19 protein-coding genes and 3 pseudogenes are annotated in these 16,612 nt (G+C 48.1%); 18 read left to right on the plus strand and 4 right to left on the minus strand.

Annotated elements, in window-relative coordinates:
* Positions 1-198 precede the first annotated feature (198 nt).
* Complete coding sequence (locus PXT33_RS13575; RefSeq protein WP_347070559.1) at positions 199-642, minus strand: HAMP domain-containing protein; 444 nt, start codon at positions 640-642, stop codon at positions 199-201.
* Positions 643-827: 185 nt separating this feature from the next.
* Positions 828-1,501 (minus strand): annotated as a pseudogene (locus PXT33_RS13580) (response regulator transcription factor).
* Between the two features lie 162 nt (positions 1,502-1,663).
* Between PXT33_RS13580 and PXT33_RS13585 the strand changes: the two are divergent.
* Positions 1,664-1,858, plus strand: a complete 195-nt coding sequence (locus PXT33_RS13585) for a DUF3847 domain-containing protein (protein WP_347070383.1) — start codon at positions 1,664-1,666, stop codon at positions 1,856-1,858.
* A gap of 354 nt (positions 1,859-2,212) precedes the next feature.
* Here PXT33_RS13585 and PXT33_RS13590 read toward each other — a convergent pair whose 3' ends face one another.
* Complete coding sequence (locus tag PXT33_RS13590; protein WP_243037182.1) at positions 2,213-3,034, minus strand: PD-(D/E)XK nuclease family transposase; 822 nt, start codon at positions 3,032-3,034, stop codon at positions 2,213-2,215.
* Between the two features lie 100 nt (positions 3,035-3,134).
* Between PXT33_RS13590 and mobQ (PXT33_RS13595) the strand changes: the two genes are divergently transcribed.
* The 8 genes and pseudogenes from mobQ (PXT33_RS13595) (at position 3,135) to PXT33_RS13630 (ending at position 8,075) form a co-directional block, all read left to right on the plus strand.
* Positions 3,135-4,712 (plus strand): MobQ family relaxase, encoded by a 1,578-nt coding sequence (gene mobQ / locus PXT33_RS13595; RefSeq protein ID WP_405002409.1) that lies wholly within the window; start codon positions 3,135-3,137, stop codon positions 4,710-4,712.
* 14 nt (positions 4,713-4,726) lie between these two features.
* On the plus strand, positions 4,727-4,900 hold the full coding sequence (locus PXT33_RS13600; protein ID WP_158581886.1) for a hypothetical protein: 174 nt from the start codon (positions 4,727-4,729) through the stop codon (positions 4,898-4,900).
* 42 nt (positions 4,901-4,942) lie between these two features.
* Positions 4,943-6,189 (plus strand): annotated as a pseudogene (locus PXT33_RS13605) (VirD4-like conjugal transfer protein, CD1115 family); the annotation flags it as partial.
* 135 nt (positions 6,190-6,324) lie between these two features.
* On the plus strand, positions 6,325-6,483 hold the full coding sequence (locus tag PXT33_RS13610; RefSeq protein WP_015565202.1) for a Maff2 family mobile element protein: 159 nt from the start codon (positions 6,325-6,327) through the stop codon (positions 6,481-6,483).
* Positions 6,484-6,638: 155 nt separating this feature from the next.
* Positions 6,639-6,910 (plus strand): annotated as a pseudogene (locus PXT33_RS13615) (helix-turn-helix domain-containing protein).
* On the plus strand, positions 6,870-7,247 hold the full coding sequence (locus PXT33_RS13620; protein WP_009274452.1) for a TnpV protein: 378 nt from the start codon (positions 6,870-6,872) through the stop codon (positions 7,245-7,247). The pseudogene PXT33_RS13615 and the gene PXT33_RS13620 overlap by 41 nt, the downstream one beginning before the upstream one ends.
* Positions 7,248-7,302: 55 nt before the next feature.
* Positions 7,303-7,716: a DUF3795 domain-containing protein gene (locus PXT33_RS13625; protein ID WP_117505909.1), complete on the plus strand. Its 414-nt coding sequence runs from the start codon at positions 7,303-7,305 to the stop codon at positions 7,714-7,716.
* A gap of 53 nt (positions 7,717-7,769) precedes the next feature.
* Positions 7,770-8,075 (plus strand): hypothetical protein, encoded by a 306-nt coding sequence (locus PXT33_RS13630; protein ID WP_021425049.1) that lies wholly within the window; start codon positions 7,770-7,772, stop codon positions 8,073-8,075.
* A 93-nt stretch (positions 8,076-8,168) separates the two neighbouring features.
* On the opposite strand, the gene PXT33_RS13635 is transcribed toward PXT33_RS13630, so the two are convergent.
* Positions 8,169-8,975 carry a helix-turn-helix domain-containing protein gene (locus PXT33_RS13635; protein ID WP_117534455.1) on the minus strand — a complete coding sequence of 269 codons (807 nt, stop codon included), beginning with the start codon at positions 8,973-8,975 and terminating at the stop codon, positions 8,169-8,171.
* Positions 8,976-9,458: 483 nt separating this feature from the next.
* On the opposite strand from PXT33_RS13635, the gene PXT33_RS13640 reads away from it, so the two are divergent.
* The 9 genes from PXT33_RS13640 (at position 9,459) to PXT33_RS13680 (ending at position 16,608) form a co-directional block, all read left to right on the plus strand.
* Positions 9,459-9,647, plus strand: a complete 189-nt coding sequence (locus PXT33_RS13640; RefSeq protein WP_003020302.1) for a hypothetical protein — start codon at positions 9,459-9,461, stop codon at positions 9,645-9,647.
* Entirely contained in the window at positions 9,644-9,985 is a 342-nt protein-coding gene (locus PXT33_RS13645; protein WP_006873175.1) for a DeoR family transcriptional regulator, read from the plus strand. The genes PXT33_RS13640 and PXT33_RS13645 overlap by 4 nt, the downstream gene beginning before the upstream one ends.
* Positions 9,978-10,274 carry a DUF3847 domain-containing protein gene (locus PXT33_RS13650; protein ID WP_009323503.1) on the plus strand — a complete coding sequence of 99 codons (297 nt, stop codon included), beginning with the start codon at positions 9,978-9,980 and terminating at the stop codon, positions 10,272-10,274. Before PXT33_RS13645 ends, PXT33_RS13650 begins: the two co-directional genes overlap by 8 nt.
* A 298-nt stretch (positions 10,275-10,572) precedes the next feature.
* A complete protein-coding gene (locus tag PXT33_RS13655) occupies positions 10,573-10,716 on the plus strand; it encodes a hypothetical protein (RefSeq protein WP_009274458.1) in 144 nt (47 codons plus the stop codon).
* 185 nt (positions 10,717-10,901) lie between these two features.
* Positions 10,902-12,482, plus strand: coding sequence for a MobQ family relaxase (gene mobQ / locus PXT33_RS13660; protein ID WP_332376788.1), 1,581 nt, complete (start codon positions 10,902-10,904; stop codon positions 12,480-12,482).
* A gap of 64 nt (positions 12,483-12,546) precedes the next feature.
* On the plus strand, positions 12,547-13,191 hold the full coding sequence (locus PXT33_RS13665) for a CHC2 zinc finger domain-containing protein (protein ID WP_347070384.1): 645 nt from the start codon (positions 12,547-12,549) through the stop codon (positions 13,189-13,191).
* Positions 13,160-14,497, plus strand: coding sequence for a virulence-associated E family protein (locus PXT33_RS13670; protein WP_044959872.1), 1,338 nt, complete (start codon positions 13,160-13,162; stop codon positions 14,495-14,497). The genes PXT33_RS13665 and PXT33_RS13670 overlap by 32 nt, the downstream gene beginning before the upstream one ends.
* A gap of 242 nt (positions 14,498-14,739) precedes the next feature.
* On the plus strand, positions 14,740-14,937 hold the full coding sequence (locus tag PXT33_RS13675; protein ID WP_003020324.1) for a hypothetical protein: 198 nt from the start codon (positions 14,740-14,742) through the stop codon (positions 14,935-14,937).
* Entirely contained in the window at positions 14,938-16,608 is a 1,671-nt protein-coding gene (locus PXT33_RS13680) for a recombinase family protein (protein ID WP_332376790.1), read from the plus strand.
* The last annotated feature ends 4 nt before the right edge of the window (positions 16,609-16,612 follow it).

The raw sequence follows: 16,612 nt of genomic DNA on the forward strand, positions 1-16,612 counted from the left end.
AGTAGTGCTGCCGGGATTGCCCATATCGCATACAGCATACCGTTACTCATTTGTTCCACCGACAGGAGCGAAATAGCCAGTACATGATAGATAGGAAGAAGTCCAACCAATCGGAACAACGGATTTGCTTCTGTGATTGGCAGCAAAACTGGGAACAGAAAAATTGCTATCGCCGCAACCAAAGCTACAATCTGATTTTTACTGATTGCAGATAGGAACAGTGTAATTCCAGTAACGCTGAGGGTAGCCTTTTAGTACTGTTAGAGGGGTACGCAAATCGTGAGCAAAAGCGGCGTTGAGTGCTTTTCGTTCTTCAACTTGCCGCCACATTTTAGAGAAATTGTCCGCAAGGGTTGTCCGCATGATTTCAAAGGACGCGCAAAGCTGCCCCAATTCATCGTTGTTATCATAGTCGATTGAAAAGTCCAAGTCGTTGTTCGCTATTTTTTCAGAAGCAGTCCGCAGTTCCACAAGCGGCTTTTTCAGCCTGTTTCTGTAAAATAGCAGCGCAGCAGCGATAATACAGAATGCAGAATAGATAGGAGTTGCAACAATGGGAAGTTTCTCCAGTAGCGCAATGGTACACTCGTCCTCTTTAGACATCGGGACGGGCACTGTCCCGATGTAAGCGCCGTTGCCCAACTGTTCTCCCTGCTCATTCGTCAAATAATATTTTTCGCCGGACGGAGGATAAGATGCACTGATACCCTCGGCAGCACCATCACAGATTGAAAAAGTTGTTACGGATAGAAAGACTGCGAGTACAACAAAGGCAATTACATAGAGAACAAGGCTTTTTCGGAGAGATAAATAGTGCTTGCGGCAATTTACTTGACCCATTTGTATCCACACCCCCAAACCGTTTCAACATATATATGGTCGGTATATGCAGCAATTTTAGTCCGTATCCTGCGGATATGCTCTGCCACAACGCTACTGTCACCCTCGCTTTCATAACCCCAAATACGCTCATAAATCCGTTCTTTATCAAAGATCTGTCCTGGATTTTGAGAAAGCAGTTCCACAATATCAAATTCCCTTTTGCAAGACCGACACGCTTATCGCCAAAGAATAAGCAACGTTCTGAATAGTCAATCGTCAAATCACCGGAAAACTTGACTTGTGCTTCAAAATTGTGTCGTGCTTCCCGGCGCAGATGAGCGCGTACCCGCGCTTCAAGCTCTACGAGGGAAAAGGGCTTTACAATATAATCATCACCGCCAACAGCAAAGCCTTTTACCTTATCTGTATCTTCGATTCTGGCAGTCAGAAAAAGGATCGGGCAGGATATGTGATCACGGATACGCTTGCAAACTTCTAACCCGTCTGTTCCGGGCATATTGATGTCAAGCAAAATAATATCCGGTTGTTTTTCCACTTGCTTTAGTGCTTCTGCACCATTGAAAGCGGGCAGGACACGAAAGCCCTTGCTTTCAAAAAAGTTACTGAGCATAGAAACAATATCGCTTTCATCATCAGCAATCAGTATCTTTGCATTCATTATGCCCACCTCCTAACAGCAAATATAGCAATCATTTTTCAATTATTTATCTATTCTCCTAGACGTATTATATTCGTTATCTCAAAGAATACAAGGCGGTAAATATGAATTATAAAATGTTTGTAAGCAAATAAAAGTTTTTGAAAAAGGAGCGTGATACCATTGACCCAACCCAAATCCGACCTTGCCTACCTCCGCAGCGAAAAAGCCAAAGCAGAGCAGAAGCTGCGCTCTTGCCAGCACCGGGAGAAGATCCTTGAACGCAGGATGTCGGAGCTGAACCGGAGAGAGCGTGTGCATCGTCTTTGCACCCGTGCCGGAATGCTGGAAAGCTTTTGGTCTGTCCGGGAGAGCTGACCGACGATCAGGTGATGGAACTGCTGAAAATCTCATTCCGTCAACCGGAAGTCGTGCTGGCACTTGCAAAGATGGTGCATAACGTTCACGAACGCAGCAACGTCCAAAACCCTTTAGAATAAAGGGCGCAATTATACACCGTTCCGGTGAAATTGCGGTCTTGCAGACGGCTCGATGAAATCGAAGCTGGCGTTTGTGCGCCAGCCCGATTCCATCCCAAGGAAAACTGCATTTTTCTTGCGCTGCTTTGCAGCTATCCTTTTGCAGAAGAACACGATATAAAGTACAAAAGCCGACTGGAAAAATCCTAGTCGGCTTTTGAATTTTTAGGGATAAAGTTCAATCAAAAGAGCATCAAATTCTTTGCAGTAACATCTTACGGTCATCCTCAGAAATCCCCATGGCATCCATAGCCTGTTCTGGGCTGAGATTCATGTTTTTCATCAGGTTCTTTACAGACACCAAAAGAGTTTTGATGTTCTGCTCAGCAGCGGTTTCGTCCCGCATTTTTTCCATAGCTCTGCACATAGTTGCCACTCCCTTCTCGTTTTCTTTGAAGTACCATACTCGATTGGCCAAAATGGGATAGTACATTTTGCTGGAATCGGTACAGAAAAAGTCATGCATCAATTTACCAAGCGCCGTTTCATCCTTAATCTGCGAGTTAACATAGATGATATGAGCCTGATCATTAAAGATCATTCCGGTTTCCTGAACAGTTCGGTCAATATGATAAATCGGAAGCCCAGCCCTCAAAATATCGTTTTCTGTGATAAAGATGACATAAGTTTCATTCAACGCATCGTATTCCTCACCGGAATCTGTCAGATTTGCATCAAGTAAGCTGCTATTGTAGCGAGCACGTTTTTCACTTGCGCCCCGGTCACTGCGCTGGACTTCAATATTATATGCACGGTTGTTTCGGTCTACCGCCAGAATGTCCAGCCGAACCGAACGTCCCTGCAAATTTTTAATGCTGTATTGTCCATGAACCTCTCGCACAACCAAATCGTCCCTCTTCAGGATGATTCGGAGCAAGAACTCTGCACAGTCGTGGTCTTCAAACACCGCAGCCATAAAATCATCATCAATCAAACGAAACTCTCGAATCCGCTGCAAATCTTCCTTGTGTTTCTGCTCAAAGTCCAGTTCTTGTTCTGATTTTCTTTCTGACATCGGCTCACCAGCTTTCTGTTTACTTATCCAAGATAATAGTATCATAAATCCACATTTTTTACAAGGGAACGTTTCAAATGCTCACAAGGAGGTGATTCCTATTCCATGTCCGCACTTCAAAATCTCCATCGTAAAACGCAGCCAAGGACAGTCTGCTGTTGCCGGTGCAGCCTACCAGAGCGGTGAACGGCTGTTCAGTGAGTACGACCAGAAAACGAAATTCTACAACAAAAAGAAAGAACTTGTCCATGCCGAGATCATGCTGCCAACCCATGCGCCGCCCGGATATGCAGACCGGGCAACGCTCTGGAACTCAGTAGAAGCCGTGGAGAATCAATGGAACTCCCAGCTTGCCCGCCGTATCGTGCTGGCACTTCCGAGAGAAGTTCCGAAAGACCAGTATCTTCCCATGCTCAAAGAATTTTGCAACGAGCAGTTTGTTTCCAAAGGCATGGTTGCTGACTTCGCCATCCACGACAAGGGCGATGGGAACCCACACGCCCACATTCTGCTGACGATTCGGGCAATGGACGAACATGGCAAGTGGCTCCCGAAAGCCCGCAAGGTTTATGATCTTGATGAAAATGGAGAACGCATCCAACTCCCATCCGGGAACTGGAAGTGTCACAAGGAAAACACGGTGGACTGGAACGACCAGAAGTACGCCGAGGTCTGGCGGCATGGCTGGGAAACCATCACCAACCGCTATCTGGAAGCCGCTGGCAGACCGGAACGTGTTGATCTCCGCTCATTCGAGCGTCAGGGCGTGCAGCAGATTCCAACCGTGCATCTCGGCCCCACTGCTCACCAGATGGAAAAACGTGGGATAGAAACCTTTCTCGGCAACCTGAACCGGGACATTCGTGCCGCCAACAGCTTGATGCAGTCCATCCGCAGCACCATCCGGGGACTGCAACGCTGGATCGCAGACCTGACCGAAAAGAAGCAGCTTCTTCTGGACGCTCTGGAAAAGGCGAAAGAACCCACGCTGTCCGACCTGCTGGTGGATTACTTCAACCTTCGCAACGAGCAGCGCAGCGGTTGGTCTGGCAAGGCAAAACTGAAATGCACCGTCCGGGATTTTGAGGAGATTCGGCAGGCGGTGGACTACCTGAAGGCCCATTCTCTGAACACCATCGAGGATTTGAACGCCGCAATCAAAGACCTGAGCCAGACCGCCGCCCCTCTCCGCAGACAGTTGAAGCAGAACGAGAGCCAGATGCGAGCAATCGCCCAGATCAAGGATGCTGCTGCCATCCATGCCAAGCTGAAGCCCATCCACGACATCTTTATAAAGAAGAACTTCAAGCTGACAAAGGACGCTTATGCTGCCCAGCACAAGGACGAGCTGGACGCATTCAACAAAGCTGTCCGTACCCTGATGAAACTGAACGGCAGCACAGCGGTAGATTTTTCGGCATTGGATGCCGAATTTTCTGCGCTGCAATCCGGCAGCGCAGAGCTGCGCAGCCAACTGGAAACCTTGCAGCCGGACATCTCTGCTCTGAAAAATATCCGCAAGTATATCGACCTTGTGCTGAATAAGCAACAGCTTTCCGCACCGGGCGGCAAGACCCCGGAAAAGGAATCGGTACTGAAAAAGCTGAATGATAGCAAGGTGGCTCTTGAAGAGAAAAAATCACAGCCCTATCAAAAGACAACGGAACACACATTGTAAAAGGAGAAGCACAAATGAGCAAAACTGTCACTTTGACCGAACATCGCCCTGCGGATGGAATGTTGACCATGCGAGTCAAAAACACAACTTACAACGTCAACATCTTTTTCAATCCGAACGCGAAGAGCACATTGGATACTCAAATGCGAAAAATCATTCAAAAAGAAGCGAAAGCTGGTAACTTTTGAATTTACAGCAGCATCTTGATTTTTTATCTTGACAAAAGGCAGCCCAAAGGTAGTATCGTGGTCGAGTGCGGGAACGCACTTCTGAAAAACGGCTACAAGCTGAAAATCCTGAATACCATTAACTTTTCCAAGAGTATGCACTACAACCCCTTCGCTTATGTCCACAGCGAAAAAGACGTTTTGAAGTTGGTGACAACGCTGATGACCAACACCAAGGGCGAAGGCAGTGGCGGCGATCCTTTCTGGGAAAAATCCGAAAGACTGCTTTTGACCGCCCTGATTGCCTATCTGCATTACGAAGCCCCGGTGGAGGAGCAAAATTTCGCCACCCTGCTGGAAATGCTGAACACCATGCAGGTGCTGGAGGACGACGAGGAATACCAGAATCCGGTGGATCTGCTGTTTGAAGAACTGGCAAAAAAGAAGCCCAACAGCTTTGCCGGGCGGCAGTATAAACTTTACAAGCTGGCTGCCGGAAAGACCGCAAAATCCATCCTGATTTCCTGCGGTGCACGGCTGGCTCCTTTCGACATTCAGGAACTGCGTGACCTCACCATGTACGATGAGCTGCAACTGGACACGCTGGGCGATAAGAAGACGGCGTTGTTCCTCATCATGTCGGACACGGATTCAACCTTTAACTTCCTCATCAGCATGGTCTACACCCAGCTTTTCAATCTGCTGTGCGACAAAGCAGATGATGTGTACGGCGGTAAGCTGCCCATCCATGTGCGATGCCTTATCGACGAGTGCGCCAACATCGGGCAGATTCCCAATCTGGAAAAGCTGGTGGCCACCATCCGCAGCCGTGAGATCTCCGCCTGTCTTGTTTTGCAGGCGAGAAGCCAGTTGAAGGCCATCTACAAGGACAATGCGGACACCATCGTGGGCAACATGGATTCTCAAATTTTCTGGGCGGCAGCGAGCCGACCACTCTGAAAGACCTGTCCGAGATTCTGGGCAAGGAGACCATTGATGCGTTTAACACCTCGGACACTCGTGGCAACAGCCCCAGTTACGGCACTACGTTCCAAAAGATGGGTCACGAATTATTGAGCCGAGACGAACCGGCGGTGCTGGACGGCGGCAAGTGTATTTTGCAGTTGCGTGGCGTCAGACCGTTTCTTTCGGACAAGTACGACCTGACCCAGCATCCCAACTACAAGCTGACCTCGGACTACGACCCCAAAAACACCTTCGATATTGAAAAATATCTGAACCGAAAAGAAAAAATCAATCCCAATGATGAATTTGTTGTGATTGACGCTGATTCGCTCCCGCCTGCCTGACCCGGTAGGCGGTTTTATTTTTGACCGGAGAGGTACACCAGAAAATCCACTCCGCCGCAGTTCGCAGCACAACATCTATGGTTTCGGGTGTGTACGGACGGTCTTCAATTTTTTCAAAATAAAGGAGAAACGACTATGGAATTCTTTAACTCTGCTATCGAAGTTCTTCAGACTCTGGTTGTCGCTCTGGGTGCCGGTCTCGGCGTTTGGGGTGCTATCAATCTGCTTGAGGGTTATGGTAACGACAACCCCGGCTCCAAGTCTCAGGGCATGAAGCAGTTCATGGCTAATTAAAGGGAACAAAAAGAAAGGAAAAGCACAATCCAGACGGTATCAGCGGCAGTCCACAAGAATAAATTGTGATTTCACAAGATTAGTGCTATAATAAGAGAAAAGTTCCTGCCGGGGCAGCCGCCCCGGTGGTATGGATAGGAAGGCGGGAAAGCAATATGCACATCAGCTATAAACCACTCTGGCATACACTGTTAGAGCGTGATATGAGAAAAGAAGATTTAAGGCTTGCTGCTGGTATGACAACGAATATGATTGCCAACATGAGCAAAGAGGAAAGCACATCAGCATGGATACATTAGCCCGTATCTGCGAAACGCTGAATTGTGAGATTACCGATGTGATTGAGTTAGTATCAGACGAGCCTGCTTCCACAGGAGGTAAGGAGCATGAGCGAATTGAAACCAAGAATAACGGAAAACGGAATTGATTATATCCTTGTCGGAGATTACTATATCCCAGATTTGAAGCTGCCGGAGGAACACCGCCCTATCGGAAAGTACGGACGGATGCACCGGGAGTATTTAAGAGAAGTCCACCCAGCCAAATTGAACACCTTGACCTTGACAGGGGAGTTATGGACATACCTTGCAGACCTGAACGAACAGGCACAGGAACGGTTAGACACCATCATGGAGCAGATGAAAGATGCCGAGGGCGTGACCGAGGAATTGAAACGAACCCAACAAATGGAATGGGTGCGGCGTTGCAATAACATTCACAACCGGGCAGAAGAAATTATTTTGCAAGAGATGATTTATTCATAACGGTATGGTAGAATGATTATGACAAATAAGAATTTGTTGAAAGGAGTAAACAACTATGAAAATGTCAAAAGAAAAAATTGATATAAGCATGTTTGCCCCATGCGGAATGAATTGTAAGGTTTGTTATAAGCACTGTTACAATAAAAAAACTTGTTCTGGGTGCTTGAATAGTGATAAAGGGAAACCAGAACATTGTCGTAAATGCAAAATAAAGGATTGCATCAAAGGAAAATCGTTATCCTATTGTTTTGAATGTGCTGAATATCCATGTAAGTTGATTAAAAATCTTGAAAAAAGCTATAATAAACGGTATCAAGCAAGTCTTATAGAAAATAGCCGTTTTGTTCAAGGACATGGTTTGGAACATTTCATGGAACAGCAGAAAATAAAATATACTTGTCCTAAATGCGGTGGCATTATTTCTATTCACGATAAAGAATGTAGCGAGTGTCAAGAAAAAATGAAATAACAAAATTTCAGTTTATAGAACTAAGAAAATTAGAATTGATGGAGGGATATATTATGATAGGCTTTAGTATAATGATGTGGTTCTGTTCTGCTCTTCTCATATTTGTTAGTTTTTCTCTATTAAAAGGAAATTATTCTTCTGTTCATGGCAAAGTATTTGAAACCACAAACGACAGAAAAGGATATGCAAAAGCATTAGGAAAGCCTGTTTTATTGATAGGAATTTGTCTTTTGTTCTCTGGAGTGATTGCAGTTATATTACCGAAAGATTATGCTATTTCTATTGCAGTTATATTTATATTATTTATAGCTGTTATTTGTAGTATATGGCTGTATAAGATTCAAAAAAGATTTTCGTAAATCCCAGTTTATCGTTCTGATTTTCAACTGAATAACCACAGTAAAAACCGCTGCTACATGGAAGCTAACAAACCATGCAACAGCGGTTTTTCTTTACCGTTTTTTCCTTTGGCTGATAGGCGTTCCCATTTTCTTTGATTTTTTGAGAATCCGAATGAGCCAGCGAAATTCTTCATCTGACAGATTTTTATAGTTGATACCAAGTTGCTTGCAGTAAAGGACAACCAGCTTTTCATCCCGGCTGCCCTTGAAATTTTCGACCGCTTCCAGATTTTCTTTCAGTTCATCGGCAACGGTGGTCTGGGGTGCACTCTCACTGTCCTTTTTGTGGGCTTCCCGAATATCCCGGATAATGAGGTTGAGGTCATCCAGAACCATGTGACTAAAATACTCATCATCGCTGATATGGGCGGCTTGCAGCACTTTCAAATGCGGGTCATCTTCGCCGGGGCGATACCGTTCAATGATTTCATGCCGGACGGTATCGACAAGTGCATTGAGATTTTGAATCTGCATGGTGGCAATCCCGTCCACATAAATCTCAATGTCTGCAAGAAACTTGATAAAATCTTTATGTGTGGCAAGCTCACAGAGCAGACGGTTGTTAATCCGACTGCTTTTCAGAAGTGCTACCATCTCATCATTCAAATGCAGCTCCGTCAATGACGTGTTGATCTGCTCCCTGTTCTCTGTCCGGCACAGTAGATAATCAACGGAAACCCCATAGAAGTCTGCCAGCGTGATAAGGTTGCCATGATTGATTTCCTTAAAATCCTCTTTTTCATAACTTCCGAGAGCAGATTTGGAAATACCCGTCAGCTTTGATAGTTCTTCCAGATTTAAGCCTTTGTCCTTGCGGAGTTCCCAAAGGCGTTCCTGTATGCTTGTTGCTCCTTTCATGGGCGCACACTCCTTTCCGGCGGTTTCATTGCTGCCGCTTAACTGGATTATATCACACTTTCCGCAATCGTGGAAATTTCTGATTTTTACTCCTAATTCCTACTTTGTGGACATACGGCACAGGGCACAAAAATGTTCTATGATACAGGTAGTTCATCGATGGATTATTCCAATCGAATGACCAGCCTGTGTGGGATATGCTTCCCCGGCGATGTAGTGCCATGACTTTTGGCAGGGATGTGGAGGAACCCTGACCGAAACGAGCGTACCAAAGGGAGCGATACGCCGCTGTGAGATTCAGGGGAGGAACGACACCGGGGAGAACTGGCGAACTGACACCGAAATGATACCGAAACACGACAATCTGATAGGGGGATAGTCTACCCTATCGCTGATACTTCGGGAGATTTTAGGCGGCTCTATGGCTGTAATTTTTCCGAAAATCGCCCCGAAACCATACACAAAAACGGGAGGAAGCGCAATATGCCGAGAATGAGCAAAAAGAGGAAACAGGAGCTTTCCTTTTACCTCAATGACCGGGGGCGTGTCACTTACAACGAATTATGCCGGAAATGCCAGCATGGGTGCAAGCAGAGCTTCCGGGCGGTTGTGATTGACTGCCCCCGTTATTTATCCAAACGAGCAAAGAAAAAGGAGGAACACACCGAATGAATTTTGAATTTATGACGATAGACACACCACTGCCGCCCTGTATGCCATTTCCCAGAGCGTTGACAGGATTTCCAGTCAGCAGCACCGCAAAGGTCATGTACTGCCGGATGCTGGACGCTATGCTATCCAAAGGGCAGGAGGACGAGAACGGAATCCTGTTTGTCTGCTTCCCTGTCACAGCCATTGCCGCAGTCCTGTCCCGCAGTCCTATGACGGTCAAGCGTTCTTTGAATGAACTGGAAAACGCAGGACTTATCATGCGGGTGCGTCAGGGCGTTGGAGAGCCGAACAGGATTTATGTGCTGATACCGGGAAAGGAGGACGCTGCCCTTGCCTGATAGCTCAAAACTTGAAAAGCTCAACCGGGAGCTGGAGAAAAGCGAAAAGAAACTGCGGAAAGCTATCAATGATGAAAAGGCATTGCAGCATCAGTTGAAGCAGCTTACCCGAAAGGAACGGACGCACCGGCTCTGTACTCGTGGCGGTATGCTGGAAAGTTTTCTGCAAGAGCCGGAACGCCTGACAGATGATGATATCATGCTGTTGTTGAAACTCATTTTTCACAGACAGGACACGCAGGAACTATTGAAAAAACTGCTGGAACGGAAGAAGCCGGAAACCCCTTAGTTTACTAAGGGCGCAATTATACACCACCCAGAGGTTGGTGCATTGCGTTCTCCGAAGGCTCCTCGCCGGAGGGCTGTGATTTTCCGCAGTCATGGTCTGCTCCAAATCAAACAGGGGACGCTACGCTTCCCTGCGCTGGCTGCCGCCAGCTACCCTTTTGTGGACTTGCCATCTGGGGACACCTTGCGTTGCAAGCTGTTCCCAGCCGACAAGTTTCATAAAATATGCTATCTTTTCGATAGCCAATGAAGTATAATGAAGATGACAACAAATCGGCATTTGTAAAGGAGGATTTACAATGAAGAAAATTGGATTAGGTATTGCAATACTACTCTTTGCCATTATAATTTCTCTTTGCTCATCAGGAATGGGGCTGCTCGTTATCGGAATTGGGATTGTAGGATTGATTTTTTCAATCATAGGATTTATAGAACGCAAGTAAAATAACTTCCAGTTTGTCAGCTTCACATCGGGTCAACTTGCCCCGAACTTTTACAATTAAATACCCGCCGCCCACATAGCGGCACACCGAGCAGGAAATCTGAAAAAGGTCTCCTGCTTTTTCTGCCCAAAATGAGGTGGTAAAACGCCACCCCGTCCACCAATTAGCGAAAGGAGGGACACGAAATGCCCTGTCCACACAACGAAATCACGATTGTTCAGCGCAGCCAGCGGCAGTCTGCGGTTGCCGCCGCTGCTTACCAGAGTGGCGAAAAGCTGTTCTGTGAATACGACCAGCAAGTGAAGCACTACCCGGAAAAGCGTGGTATCGTCCACAATGAAATCCTGCTCCCGGCAAATGCTCCGCCGGAGTATGCAGACCGCAATACCCTATGGAACGCCGCCGAAGCTGTGGAAAAACAATGGAACTCCCAGCTTGCAAGGAGGTGGGTGCTTACCATTCCCAGAGAGATACCGCCTGACCAGTACGCTGTCCTTGTCCGGGAGTTTTGTGAGCAGCAGTTTGTTTCCAAAGGAATGATTGTTGACTTTGCCATCCATGACACTTATCCGCCGGGACACAATCCCCACGCCCATGTCCTGCTCACTATGAGGGCAATGGACGAACATGGGAAATGGCTTCCCAAGAGCCGCAAGGTTTATGACCTTGACGAGAATGGGGAACGGATCAAACTTCCGTCCGGCAGATGGAAAAGCCACAAGGAGGATACGGTTGACTGGAACGACCAGAAGTATTGTGAAATCTGGCGGCATGAATGGGAGGTCATCCAGAACCGCTATCTGGAAGCCAATGACCGCCCGGAGCGTGTGGACTTGCGTTCCTATGCCAGACAGGGGCTTGATATAGTTCCCACTGTCCATGAGGGGGCTGCTGTCCGGCAGATGGAAAAGCGTGGTATCCAGACGAATATCAGCAACCTGAACCGGGAAATCAGAGCCGCCAACAGTCTGATGAAGTCCATCCGGCAGCTTATCCAAAACCTCAAAGGCTGGATTACCGAGCTGGGTGAAAAACGGAAAGAGCTGCTTGCGCAAAAAGCGGCGGAGGAAGCAACGCTTCTTCCCAATCTGCTGATGAAGTATATGGAGATACGAAAGGAAGAACGGAAGGACTGGACAAGGGCTGGACAGAACCGGGGGACTTCACAGGACTTAAAGGCAGTCAGCGAAGCCCTGTCCTATCTCCGGCAAAAGGGGCTTTCCACTGTGGAGGACTTAGAAGCATTTCTGGAATCTTCCGGGAAATCAGCCGCAGATTACCGCAATCAGATGAAGCCAAAGGAAGCCCGCAGTAAAGTGATTGACGGGATTCTTGCCAGCCGAACAGACTGCAAGGAATGTAAGCCTTTCTATGAGAAGTACCAGAAGATATTTTTCAAGAAAACAAAGGAGAAATTCAAACAGGAACACCCGGAGGTTGCCCGGTATGAGAAAGCCGCTGCCTACCTTGCCAAGCACCCAGACGATAAGGACAGCACCCAAAAGGAACTGCAAGAGGAGCAGGAAACGCTTCTGGAAGAAATTGCAGCCCTGAAAATACCGTTGACCGAGGTACAGGAGGATTTGAAGAAGCTGCGGGACATCCGCTACTGGGTACGGAAAGCCACCCCCGGCACAGAAGAAAGCAAAGAGCCGCCCAAGAAGCAGCCCCTCAAAGAAGTCTTGCAGGATAAGGCGGACGAGAAAAAAGCACAAAGAACTGCCCCGGTGCAGACAAAACACAAACAACAGGATATGGAACTTTAACAGGCACTTGCCATTTTCAGATTGAGAATGTCAGGTGCTTTTCTTTTTTCAAGGAGGGATAGATTTGAATGTATTTGAAGCTGTGAAGCAGTCCGTCACAACAAGACAGGCTGCGGAGCATTATGGAATCCGTGTAGGCCGGAACGGGATGGCTTGTTGCCCGTTCCATAACGATAAAACCCCAAGCATGAAGCTTGATCGGCGTTACCACTGCTTCGGCTGCGGTGCGGATGGGGATGTGATTGATTTTGCCGCCGCCCTGTATGGGCTGGGAAAGAAAGAAGCCGCCGTACAGCTGGCACAGGACTTCGGGCTTTCCTATGAGGACTGGAAACCGCCGGGGAAGGCTAAAAAGCCCAAGCCCCGGCAGAAATCCCAGGAGGAACAGTTTCAGGAAGCAAAGAGCCGCTGCTTCCGTATTCTTGCCGATTATCTTCACTCGCTTCGGGCATGGAGAAAGGATTATGCCCCGCACTCCCCGGAGGAAGCCTTTCATCCACGGTTTGTGGAAGCCTTACAGAAGCAAGACCAAGTGGAATATCTGCTGGATGTGCTGCTCTTTGGGGAGACAGAGGAAAAAGCAGCTTTGATTACGGACTACGGGAAGGATGTGATACAGCTTGAAAAGCGAATGGCAGAGCTTGCCGCCGCAAACGCAGCAAGAACTAAAAAACACCATGAACGCCATGCAGCCGCCCCAGAGCATTGAGGAAATCAAGGCGGGGCTGGAAACTACCGAGAAAGGCGGTGTCCGTCAGAGCATACGGAACTGCCTGACCGTATTCCAGCGTGACCCGCTGCTTTCCGGGGCTATCGCATACAACATCCTGACCGACCGCAAGGACATCATAAAGCCCATCGGCTTCCACAGGGAAAGCACCGCCCTGAACGATACGGACATGAAGTATCTGCTTCTCTATCTGGAAGAAACCTACGGGCTTACCAATGAGAAGAAGATTGATAACGCCATCGGGATTGTGGCGAATGAAAACAAGTACCATCCCATCCGGGACTATCTCAATACCCTTGTGTGGGACGGGACAGAGCGAATCCGTTTCTGCCTGCGGCACTTTCTGGGGGCTGACGCAGACGATTACACCTATGAAGCGTTGAAGCTGTTCCTGCTGGGCGCAATCTCACGAGCCTTTCAGCCGGGATGCAAATTTGAAATCATGCTCTGTCTGGTAGGCGGTCAGGGGGCTGGCAAGTCCACCTTCTTCCGTCTGCTGGCAGTCCGGGACGAGTGGTTCTCCGATGATTTGCGGAAGTTGGACGATGACAATGTGTACCGTAAGCTGCAAGGTCACTGGATTATCGAAATGTCGGAAATGATGGCAACCGCAAACGCCAAGAGCATTGAGGAAATCAAGTCATTTTTAAGCCGACAGAAAGAGGTTTACAAGATACCCTATGAAACCCACCCAGCAGACCGCCCCCGTCAGTGCGTGTTTGGCGGCACTTCCAATGCCCTTGACTTCCTGCCCCTTGACCGTTCCGGCAACCGCCGCTTTATCCCCGTCATGGTGTACCCGGAGCAAGCCGAGGTTCACATTTTGGAGGACGAAGCCGCTTCCAGAGCCTATATCGAGCAGATGTGGGCAGAAGCGATGGAAATTTACAGAAGCGGCAGGTTCAAGCTGGCTTTCAGCCCTGCCATGCAGCGGTATCTCAAAGAACACCAGCGGGATTTTATGCCGGAGGACACCAAAGCCGGGATGATACAGGCGTATCTTGATAAGTACACCGGGAGCATGGTCTGCTCCAAGCAGCTCTATAAGGAAGCCTTGAACCATGCCTTTGACGAGCCGAAGCAATGGGAAATCCGGGAAATCAACGAGATTATGAACCAGTGCATTTCTGGCTGGCGGTACTTCCCGAACCCAAGAATGTTTTCCGAATATGGCAGACAAAAGGGCTGGGAGCGTGAAAACCCGGCAACGGACTCCGGCAACCCGTCTGAAAAAACGATGGACGGTTTTGTGGAGGTCACAGAACAGATGGAGCTTCCGTTCTGAAAATGACAGCCCGTTGCACCCCCTGTTGCTATCCCGTTGCCGAGCCGGTTGCCGGGGAAAATCCCGAAACTATCGGCTTTTCTCCCCTATGACAACCAAAACAACAGAAAAATAAAAGAAAAGTATAAATAGTAACCATCGCCAGATTGAGATTGTTTGCAAGGTCTTTTGAAGCCCGTTGCCGGACTTCGTTGCCGACACCGCTCTGTCTGGCTATTTTCATGTATGGAGGATAACTGCCTATGGCAAAAAACAAAACAGAGATTCATGTTACAACGGTATTTGACGGGGAACTGGACGCAACCGATGTGTTCGTCAGCCTGATTTCCCAGAAATACGGTAAGACAAATACGAAAGAATATCTTGCTAAAAGGAAAGATATGAGCTATAATGAAGATGAGGTTCAAAAGAGCCAGATACCGTCTGGATTGTGTGGGTAAATGGCTATGATGAACGAAATGGAATACAGAACAATCGGTTCGGCACTTGCCGGAGGGTATCGTGCAGCGGTCTATTGCAGGCTGTCAAAGGACGATGACCTGCAAGGCGAAAGTGCCAGTATCGCAAACCAGCGTGATATGCTGGAAAAATACTGCGAAAAGCAGGGATGGGAGGTTGTGGCAGTCTATCAGGACGATGGCTTCACAGGTCTTAATATGGAGCGTCCTGATTTACAGAGAATGTTGAGAGCCATTGAGCGCAGGCAAATCAACCTTGTCATCACGAAAGACCTCAGCCGACTGGGGCGTAACTATCTGCAAACCGGGCATTTGATTGAGGACTTTTTCCCAAGAAACGGTGTCCGCTATATCGCCATGAATGACGGTATCGACACCCTGCGTGATAACAACGATATTGCCCCGTTCAAGAATATCCTGAACGAGATGTACAGCAAGGATATTTCCAAGAAAGTCCATTCCTCTTATCTTCTGAAAGCGCAGAAAGGACAGTTTACCGGGTGTCTTGCCCCGTTCGGGTATCGGAAAGACCCGGAGGACAAAAACCATCTGCTCATTGACGAGGAAACCGCCCCGATTGTGCGGCTGATTTTCGGATATGCCCTGAACGGTCATGGTCCGAACTATATCCGCAGACGGCTGGAGGAAGAAAAAATCCCCTGCCCCACATGGTGGAACCGGGAACGGGGGCTTCGCAATACCCGTACCAAATGGGAAAAGAAAGACCCAGAAAACGGACGGTATATGTGGGACTTCTCCGTTATCAAAGACCTCTTGATGAATCCCGTCTACACCGGGGCGATTGCTTCCCAGAAAAAAGACTACCGTTTCAAAATCGGCACGATTGGAGAAAAGAAGCCGGAGGACTGGATTGTGGTGGAGGGACAGCATGAACCGCTGATTGACCGCATGAGCTTTGACATTGTGCAGAACAAGCTGAAATCCCGCCAGCGTCCGGGGCAGACCAATGAAATCAGCCTGTTTGCCGGACTGATAAAATGCGGCGAGTGTGGGAAGTCGCTGACGATACGCTACACAAACGCAAAACATCCCCAGCAGATTTATTCCTGCAAGACCTACAATGCCTTTGGAAAGAACCACTGCACCCAGCACCGGATTGACTATGACACCCTTTACAGCCATGTGCTGCGGAAAATCCGGGAATGTGCCAGAGCTGCCCTGATGGACGGGAAAGCGGTTGCCGACCGCCTGACTAATACCTGTGAAGCCGAGCAGCGGGAACAGCGGGAAGCAATGGAACGCTCCCTTACAAGGGACGAGGAACGGATTGAGGTTCTGGATAAAATGGTCATGCGGCTTTATGAGGATATGATTGCAGGGCGTATCAGTGAGCAGAATTTCAACACCATGCTGAAAAAGACACAGACCGAGCAAGCGGAGCTTAAAGCAAAAGTGTCCGAGGGCAGAAAGCGGCTGTCCGATGAAGTCCAGCTTGCCAATGACGCAAAACAATGGGTGGAAGCCATTCAGGAATACGCCAATATCACAGAGCTGGACGCAGCCACCCTCAACCGCTTAATCAAAGAAATCGTCGTGCATGAGCGCATTGACGAAGATAAAACAAGACACATTTCTATCGAAATTCATTTTAATCTCAAACCCATCCCAGAGGTGGAACAGGTCACTGCCTGACCTG

Source organism: Faecalibacterium taiwanense (genome assembly GCF_036632915.2).
Lineage (GTDB): Bacteria > Bacillota > Clostridia > Oscillospirales > Ruminococcaceae > Faecalibacterium > Faecalibacterium taiwanense.

Excerpts from the sequence above, each read along its gene's own strand:
- PXT33_RS13645 (WP_006873175.1), top strand. The coding sequence starts at position 9,644 with ATGAATTTTGAATTTATGACGATAGACACACCACTGCCGCCCTGTATG.
- PXT33_RS13625 (WP_117505909.1), top strand. The coding sequence starts at position 7,303 with ATGAAAATGTCAAAAGAAAAAATTGATATAAGCATGTTTGCCCCATGC.
- PXT33_RS13590 (WP_243037182.1), bottom strand. The coding sequence starts at position 3,034 with ATGTCAGAAAGAAAATCAGAACAAGAACTGGACTTTGAGCAGAAACAC.
- PXT33_RS13655 (WP_009274458.1), top strand. The coding sequence starts at position 10,573 with ATGAAGAAAATTGGATTAGGTATTGCAATACTACTCTTTGCCATTATA.
- PXT33_RS13635 (WP_117534455.1), bottom strand. The coding sequence starts at position 8,975 with ATGAAAGGAGCAACAAGCATACAGGAACGCCTTTGGGAACTCCGCAAG.
- PXT33_RS13670 (WP_044959872.1), top strand. The coding sequence starts at position 13,160 with ATGAACGCCATGCAGCCGCCCCAGAGCATTGAGGAAATCAAGGCGGGG.
- PXT33_RS13610 (WP_015565202.1), top strand. The coding sequence starts at position 6,325 with ATGGAATTCTTTAACTCTGCTATCGAAGTTCTTCAGACTCTGGTTGTC.
- mobQ (WP_332376788.1), top strand. The coding sequence starts at position 10,902 with ATGCCCTGTCCACACAACGAAATCACGATTGTTCAGCGCAGCCAGCGG.
- PXT33_RS13680 (WP_332376790.1), top strand. The coding sequence starts at position 14,938 with ATGGCTATGATGAACGAAATGGAATACAGAACAATCGGTTCGGCACTT.
- PXT33_RS13640 (WP_003020302.1), top strand. The coding sequence starts at position 9,459 with ATGCCGAGAATGAGCAAAAAGAGGAAACAGGAGCTTTCCTTTTACCTC.
- PXT33_RS13600 (WP_158581886.1), top strand. The coding sequence starts at position 4,727 with ATGAGCAAAACTGTCACTTTGACCGAACATCGCCCTGCGGATGGAATG.
- PXT33_RS13675 (WP_003020324.1), top strand. The coding sequence starts at position 14,740 with ATGGCAAAAAACAAAACAGAGATTCATGTTACAACGGTATTTGACGGG.
- PXT33_RS13620 (WP_009274452.1), top strand. The coding sequence starts at position 6,870 with ATGAGCGAATTGAAACCAAGAATAACGGAAAACGGAATTGATTATATC.
- PXT33_RS13630 (WP_021425049.1), top strand. The coding sequence starts at position 7,770 with ATGATAGGCTTTAGTATAATGATGTGGTTCTGTTCTGCTCTTCTCATA.